This window comes from Actinomadura roseirufa, assembly GCF_900659635.1.
Lineage (GTDB): Bacteria > Actinomycetota > Actinomycetes > Streptosporangiales > Streptosporangiaceae > Spirillospora > Spirillospora roseirufa.
The window spans coordinates 1-3844 of record NZ_CAACVB010000457.1 but is presented as its reverse complement, the minus strand read 5'-3'; the positions used below and the strand labels follow the sequence as shown (position 1 = coordinate 3844).

The window sequence follows — 3844 nt, the reverse complement described above, 5'->3', positions numbered from 1 at the left end:
CCCTGGAGACGGGCCTGGCGATGCTCCCGGCCGCCGCGGCGATCGGCGCGGTGTCGCTGCTGGTGTCGGCGCTGCACCCCGCGGGCCCGTGGAACGGCCGCCGGCTGCTCCGCGGCGGCAAGTACGACGTGGTCCACGTGCACGCGGGCCCGTTCTCGCCGCTGGCCTTCACGGGCGCGGCGCTGGCCGCCGACCTCCCGACCGTGGTCACCGTGCACTCGCTGATCTCCTACATGGAGCCGGCCTTCCGGCTGCTGGACAGGGCCGTCGGCTGGTCCTCGCTGCCCGCGGTGTGGACGGCCGTCAGCGACACGGCGGCCGAACCGGTGCGCCGCCTGGTCGCGCCCGAGCCGGTGTTCGTGCTCCCCAACGGGATCGACGCGGCGTCCTGGCACGTCGATCCGCTGCCGCGGGTGCCCGGCGAGGTCCTGGTCGTCGCCGTCATGCGGCTGGCGCCGCGCAAGCGCCCGCAGCACCTCGTGCGGATGCTGCGCCGCGCGCACGCCGCGCTGGCCCCCGCGGTCCGGATGCGCGCGGTGATCGTCGGGGAGGGGCCGGAGCGCCGCTCGATCGAGCGCTACCTGCGGCGGCACGCCATGACCGGCTGGGTGAGCCTGCCGGGCCGGGTGGACCGCGCGCGGATCCGCGAGCTGTTCCGCAAGGCCGACCTGTTCGTGGCGCCGGCGATGCTGGAGTCGTTCGGCATCGCCGCCCTGGAGGCGCGCTGCGCGGGCCTGCCGGTGGTGGCCCGCTCCGAGGGCGGCATCCGCGAGTTCGTCCGGGACGGGCAGGAGGGCATCCTCGCCGACAGCGACCACGCGATGGTGGACGCCATCGTGCGGCTTGCCTCCGACCAGGAGCTGAGGTCGCGGATCGCGACCTACAGCCGGACGGTGCCGCCGCCGGTGACCTGGCCGGACGTACTGCGCCGCACCGAGGAGATGTACGATCTGGCCATCGAGCGGCTCCAGCGGCAGCAGGCCAGGCCGGCCCCCGCGGACGGCGGCCGCGCAGGATTGGTGGGCTGAGCCGTTCTCACGTTCAAGACCCGCCCCGGGCGGGACCGGGCGGACCGGGAGGAGCCCCGCCCCCGGCCCCGGCGGCGGCGCCCCCGGCTGATCGGCGAGCTGCTGATCGTGCTCGTCCTGATCAAGGTGTACGACACCATCCGCTCGATGGCGGCGGCCCGGCACGGCCCGGCGCTCGTGCACGGGCGGGACGTCCTGCGGACCGAGCGCGCGCTGCGCATCGACGTCGAGATGGTGATGAACCGGTGGCTGACCCGGCACCACGTCGTGTCGGAGATCGCCGTCCACTGGTACCAGCTGGCGCACATCACCGTCACCATGGGCGTGCTGACCTGGTGTTACATCGCCGGTCCCGAGCTCTACCGGACGGTGCGCAACGCCCTGGTGATCACCAATGTCGTCGGCATGACGGTGTTCTTCTTCGTGCCGGTGATGCCGCCGCGGCTGCTGCCCGGCGAGGGGTACGCCGACTCGGTGGCGCTGGCCGGGTACGGGACCACGCACGGCGGCCCCGTACCGGCCGACCAGTACGCCGCGATGCCGTCCCTGCACCTGGCCTGGGCGATGTGGACGGCGCTGGTCGCGGCGGGACTGCTGCGCAGGTACCGCGCGCGGCACCTCGTCCATCTGTACCCGGTCACGACCGGTGTGATCGTGATGGCCACGGCCAACCACTACCTGCTGGACGTCGTCGCCGGCGTGGCTGTGGCGCTGAGCGCGATCTTCGTGGCCGGCCGCGTTCAGATGATCTTGCGGCGGAGCAGCACGGCGAACACGCAGGCGCCCGGCACCAGCGGCAGCCAGACGGTGATCATCCGGTATCCCAGGACGGCGCCGAGCGCGGCGGCCGAGGGCACCCCCGCCCACGCCAGCCCGGCGACGAGCACGACGTCGAGCCCGCCGATGCCGCCGGGCGAGGGCAGCAGGGCCGAGACGGACGAGACCACCAGGTAGACCACGACGGCGCTGGTCGCGGTGATCGACACGTCGATGCTGCGCAGCACCGCGAACAGCACGATCCCGTGCAGCAGCGGCGCCGCCGCCGAGCCCACCCACAGGGCGGTGGCGCGGCCGGGATGGCGCAGCACGTCCCGCAGCGTCGCGAGCTCGCGCTTCAGGTGCGCCCAGCCGCGGGCGCCGCGGGCGCCCAGGGAGCGCGCCCAGCGGGCCGGGCGCAGCCAGACCAGGGCGGCCGCGGCGGCGGCCACGGCCGCGACCACGGCCAGCGCCGCCCAGGCGTTGCCGAGGACCGCGTCGGCGGCCTGCTGGCGGCTCACCCTGGGCAGGCGGCCGTCCAGCATCCCCATGGTGGAGGGGACCGCCGCGACGGCGACGACCAGCAGCACCATGTGCGTGACGAGGCCCGCCAGCGAGTTCAGTCCCACCGACCCGACCGCGGCGCCGCGGGTCAGGCCGCACCGCCGCAGGAAGCGCACGTTGACCGCGATGCCGCCCGAGCCCGCGGGCAGCAGGTGGTTGACGAACGAGGCGGCGACCTGCACCGCGAACACCCGGCCGACCGGCGGGCTCACCGGCATCGAGCCCAGCTGGGTCACCGTCCCGACGCCCCACATCGCGGTGGTGGCCAGGACGGCGAGGAGCAGCCAGTCCCAGTCGGCGTCGGCGAGGCTCTGGCCGCCGGCGTCGACGGCGCCGCGGTGCATGAGCCCGAGCACGACCACCGCGGCGGCGACACCTGTCCCGAGCAGGACGCGCGACATCGGCGCGTCCGCGGCGACGGAGCGTCCGAACGCCCTGGCCGAGCGCGCCGCGGACCGTCCGCGCCCCAGTAGGCCCTCCACCCGGCCGGGCTCGGCCGCCCCGTCGTGCCCGCGGCCGGCGTCCGCGCCCGTCCCGTCGGCGCCCGTCCCGCCTGTGCCGCGCCGGCCCCCGCCGGCCACGGCCCCGGGCGCGGCCGGAGGCTCCGCAACCTGTCCCATGAGTTCGACCGTCATGCCTTCCCGCCGCGCTGGCAGAGGTGGGCCGCCCCGTCCGGACCCATCCGTCCACCCCCGCCGGCACGTTTCGCATTGTGCCACTCTGAACGCGAGGGCCACTCGCGTAACCCGCGCAACCGCTTTTTTACCGACGTCCATCTTGCACCGGCTTGTGCCTTGCAAGCGCCATAACCGACTTCTACTACAAGGTCTGTAGTAGATATGCCACTCCGGAGACCCCCTCCGGCGCGCTGCGGCATGCGTGATCAACGCTGCGTAGGCGCGGGCGGACGAGAGACCCCGGCGGCAGGACTCTAGCGCGCGCGGGCGTGCTCGATGAGGGGGTGCGGATCGAGCAGGCCCTCATTCGCCGCGGCGCGGCCCGGCGGGAGTCAGCCGAGTGGGAGGGTCACGAAGGGCGGGGCCGACGGGGTGGACGATCCCCCGGCGGGCTCGACGGTGACGCCGATCCGCCGGGCGCCGCCCATGCCGGCGGCGACGACCGGCCGGACCGCCCGGTCCCGGCTGGTCCGGAACCGCTCCGACGGCCGCGGCGGGCCCGCGCCGAGGAACCACAGCTGGTAGGTCCGGCCGGACGGGAGCTCGCGCAACCGCGAGGCGGTGACCACGGCCTTGCCGAGCGACCGTGACGCCACGACCGTGACCGTCCCGCCGGGCCGGCCGGGGACGGGAGCGGCGGCGGTGGCGGCGCGGGCGTCCGGCGCGGCCAGCACGGCGGTGATCTGCCGGTTGAGGGCCCGGGCCCGGTCGGCGTCGCGGTGCTGGCCCAGCGCCGCGATCCCCGCCGCGAGGGCCAGCGCCTGTACGCCCCGGTCGAGCCGCTCCAGGTCCACCGCCGCGTGGAAGCCGGTGATCACG

The 3844-nt window shown here is 75.4% G+C and carries 3 protein-coding genes and 1 pseudogene; 2 read left to right on the top strand and 2 right to left on the bottom strand.

Annotation, left to right across the window (positions count from 1 at the left end):
* Together E1291_RS40005 and E1291_RS44440 are read left to right on the top strand one after the other, a co-directional pair.
* Positions 1 to 1028: glycosyltransferase family 4 protein (locus E1291_RS40005; RefSeq protein ID WP_131743209.1), on the top strand; the 1028-nt coding region annotated here is incomplete at its 5' end.
* Between the two features lie 147 nt (positions 1029 to 1175).
* Positions 1176 to 1739: pseudogene (locus E1291_RS44440) on the top strand (phosphatase PAP2 family protein); the annotation flags it as partial.
* Positions 1740 to 1768: 29 nt separating this feature from the next.
* Here E1291_RS44440 and E1291_RS39995 read toward each other — a convergent pair.
* Complete coding sequence (locus E1291_RS39995; protein WP_165495532.1) at positions 1769 to 2968, bottom strand: lysylphosphatidylglycerol synthase transmembrane domain-containing protein; 1200 nt, start codon at positions 2966 to 2968, stop codon at positions 1769 to 1771.
* Between the two features lie 389 nt (positions 2969 to 3357).
* Positions 3358 to 3844, bottom strand: a 487-nt coding sequence (locus E1291_RS39990; RefSeq protein WP_165495531.1) for an anti-sigma factor, incomplete at its 5' end; no start/stop codon positions are given.